This window comes from Roseicyclus sp. (assembly GCF_052168335.1).
Classification (GTDB): domain Bacteria; phylum Pseudomonadota; class Alphaproteobacteria; order Rhodobacterales; family Rhodobacteraceae; genus Roseibacterium.
In genome coordinates this window covers 1-2,914 of the sequence record NZ_JBQLZP010000640.1, presented here as the reverse complement: position 1 = coordinate 2,914, position 2,914 = coordinate 1, and the positions used below count along the sequence as shown (strand labels likewise).

General features: G+C 67.5%; 6 protein-coding genes. All 6 read left to right on the top strand.

The annotated features are described in order from the left end of the window. The coding region (rplE, locus tag ACTS11_RS19625; protein ID WP_442641972.1) for a 50S ribosomal protein L5 at positions 1–485 on the top strand (485 nt) is incomplete at its 5' end. A 19-nt stretch (positions 486–504) separates the two neighbouring features. Next, positions 505–810 (top strand): 30S ribosomal protein S14, encoded by a 306-nt coding sequence (gene rpsN / locus ACTS11_RS19620; RefSeq protein ID WP_442641971.1) that lies wholly within the window; start codon positions 505–507, stop codon positions 808–810. Between the two features lie 12 nt (positions 811–822). Beyond that, positions 823–1,215: a 30S ribosomal protein S8 gene (gene rpsH, locus ACTS11_RS19615; protein WP_442641970.1), complete on the top strand. Its 393-nt coding sequence runs from the start codon at positions 823–825 to the stop codon at positions 1,213–1,215. A gap of 13 nt (positions 1,216–1,228) precedes the next feature. Next, on the top strand, positions 1,229–1,762 hold the full coding sequence (gene rplF / locus ACTS11_RS19610) for a 50S ribosomal protein L6 (protein ID WP_442641969.1): 534 nt from the start codon (positions 1,229–1,231) through the stop codon (positions 1,760–1,762). Positions 1,763–1,774: 12 nt separating this feature from the next. Then, entirely contained in the window at positions 1,775–2,134 is a 360-nt protein-coding gene (rplR, locus tag ACTS11_RS19605; protein ID WP_442641968.1) for a 50S ribosomal protein L18, read from the top strand. 167 nt (positions 2,135–2,301) lie between these two features. Continuing rightward, positions 2,302–2,892: a 30S ribosomal protein S5 gene (gene rpsE, locus ACTS11_RS19600; protein ID WP_442641967.1), complete on the top strand. Its 591-nt coding sequence runs from the start codon at positions 2,302–2,304 to the stop codon at positions 2,890–2,892. The last annotated feature ends 22 nt before the right edge of the window (positions 2,893–2,914 follow it).

Below are 2,914 nucleotides of genomic sequence, written 5' to 3'. Positions count from 1 at the left end.
AGTTCGGCTACACCAACGACATGCAGATCCCGCGCCTCGAGAAGATCGTTCTCAACATCGGCTGCGGCGCGGAATCGGTGCGCGACTCGAAGAAGGCCAAGGCCGCCGTCGAGGACCTGACCGCGATCTCCGGCCAGCAGGCCGTGCCGACGATGGCGAAGAAGTCGATCGCCGGCTTCCGCGTCCGCGAGGGAATGACCCTCGGCGCGAAGGTCACGCTGCGCGGCGACCGCATGTACGACTTCCTCGACCGCCTGATCACCGTGGCGATGCCCCGCATCCGGGACTTCCGCGGCGTGAAGCCCTCGTTCGACGGGCGCGGCAACTTCGCGATGGGGATCAAGGAGCACATCGTGTTCCCCGAGATCAACTTCGACAAGGTCGACGAGGTCTGGGGCATCGACGTCATCATCGTGACCAACGCGAAGTCCGACGCCGAGGCGAAGTCGCTGCTCAAGCACTTCAACATGCCCTTCAACGCCTGACGCGAGAGGAAAGAGACACATGGCAAAAGTTTCCATGGTTCAGCGCGAACTCAAGCGTCAGAAGCTGGTGGCCCAGTACGCCGCCAAGCGCGCGGCGCTCAAGGAGATCGCGAACGACGAATCGAAGCCGATGGAAGAGCGGTTCAAGGCACGCCTCAAGCTGGCGAAACTGCCCCGCAACTCCTCGCCCTCGCGGCTTCACAACCGGTGCCAGCTGACGGGACGCCCCCGCGCGTACTACCGCAAGCTGCGCATCTCCCGGATCATGCTCCGCGACCTGGCCTCGAACGGCCAGATCCCCGGCATGGTCAAGTCGAGCTGGTAAGGAGGACTGGGAATGAACGATCCTCTTGGCGATATGCTCACCCGGATCCGCAACGCGCAGATGCGCGGCAAGTCCACGGTGATGACGCCTGCCTCCAAGCAGCGCGCCCGCGTCCTCGACGTGCTCGCGGACGAAGGCTACATCCGCGGCTACGAGCCGGCGACCGATGACAAGGGCCACCCGGCCTTCGAGATCAGCCTGAAGTACTACGAGGGCACGCCGGTCATCCGCGAGATCAAGCGCGTCTCCAAGCCCGGCCGCCGCGTCTACATGAGCGTGGGCGACATCCCGCAGGTCCGCCAGGGCCTCGGCGTGTCGATCGTCTCCACCTCGCGCGGCGTGATGTCCGACGCGGCGGCACGCTCCGCCAATGTCGGCGGCGAAGTGCTCTGCACCGTGTTCTGAGGAGGAACGGCACATGTCTCGTATTGGGAAGAAACCGGTCGAGCTGCCGTCGGGGGTGTCCGCCTCCGTCTCCGGCCAGACCATCGAGGTGAAGGGGCCCAAGGGCACCCGCAGCTTCACCGCGACCGACGACGTGACGCTCGCCGTCGCGGACGGCGCCGTGACGGTGACGCCGCGCGGCAAGTCCAAGCGCGCCCGGCAGCAGTGGGGCATGTCGCGCACCATGGTCCAGAACCTGGTGGTCGGCGTGACCGACGGCTTCAAGAAGGAGCTCGAGATCCAGGGCGTCGGCTACCGCGCGACCTCGCAGGGCAACGTCCTGAAGCTCGCGCTCGGCTACAGCCACGACGTCGACTTCCAGGTTCCGGCGGGCGTCACCGTGACGACCCCGAAGAACACCGAGGTCGTGGTCGAGGGCACCGATCAGCAGCTGGTCGGCCAGGTCGCCGCGAACATCCGCGAGTGGCGCGCCCCCGAGCCCTACAAGGGCAAGGGCATCCGCTACAAGGGCGAGTACATCTTCCGCAAGGAAGGCAAGAAGAAGTAAGGGCTGGCGAAAATGGCACTGAGCAAGAGAGAGCTGTTCCAGAAGCGCCGCCTGCGCACCCGGAACAAGTTGCGGGATCTGGCCAACGGGCGTCCGCGCCTGTCGGTCCACCGCTCGAACAAGAACATCAGCGTCCAGCTGATCGACGACGCCGAGGGCCGCACCCTGGCCTCCGCCTCGTCGCTCGAGCAGTCGCTGGGCGTGATCGGCAAGAACAACGTGGAGGCCGCCGCCAAGGTGGGCGCCGCGATCGCCGAGCGCGCCAGGAAGGCCGGCGTCGAGGAGTGCTACTTCGACCGCGGCGGCTACCTGTTCCACGGCCGGGTGAAGGCGCTTGCCGACGCCGCGCGCGAGGGCGGGCTGAAGTTCTGAGGCGTGGCGGGATCCGTCCCGCCATGCAACACCGGCGTAGGGCGGGACATGTCCCGCCTTTCCCACGCGAAGACCCGGATGCCGGGTCTCGATGACCGGGGGGCCCTGCCCACCGCGGTTGACCCAACCGGCGCTTCGCGGCGCCCCGACAAGAAGGATGCCATCCCATGGCAGAACGTGAACAGCGTGAACGCGGCCGGGGCCGCCGCCGCGAAGAGCGCGAGGAAACCCCGGAATTCGCCGACCGCCTCGTGGCGATCAACCGCGTCTCCAAGACGGTGAAGGGCGGCAAGCGCTTCGGCTTCGCGGCGCTCGTCGTCGTGGGCGACCAGCGCGGCCGCGTCGGCTTCGGCAAGGGCAAGGCGAAAGAGGTGCCCGAGGCGATCCGCAAGGCGACCGAGCAGGCCAAGCGCAACCTGATCCGCGTGCCGCTCAAGGAAGGCCGGACGCTGCACCACGACATGGAAGGCCATCACGGTGCCGGCCGCGTCGTGATGCGCACCGCCCCGGAAGGCACCGGCATCATCGCCGGCGGCCCGATGCGCGCCGTGTTCGAGATGCTCGGCATCAAGGACGTGGTGGCGAAGTCGACCGGCTCGCAGAACCCCTACAACATGATCCGCGCCACCCTCGACGGCCTGCGGCTGGAGACCTCGCCCCGGCAGGTCGCCGCCCGTCGCGGCAAGAAGGTGGCCGACATCCTGCCCAAGCGCGACGAGGCACCCGCCGCGTCGAGCGCGGTCACCGAGGAGGCCTGAGACCCATGGCAAAGACCATCGT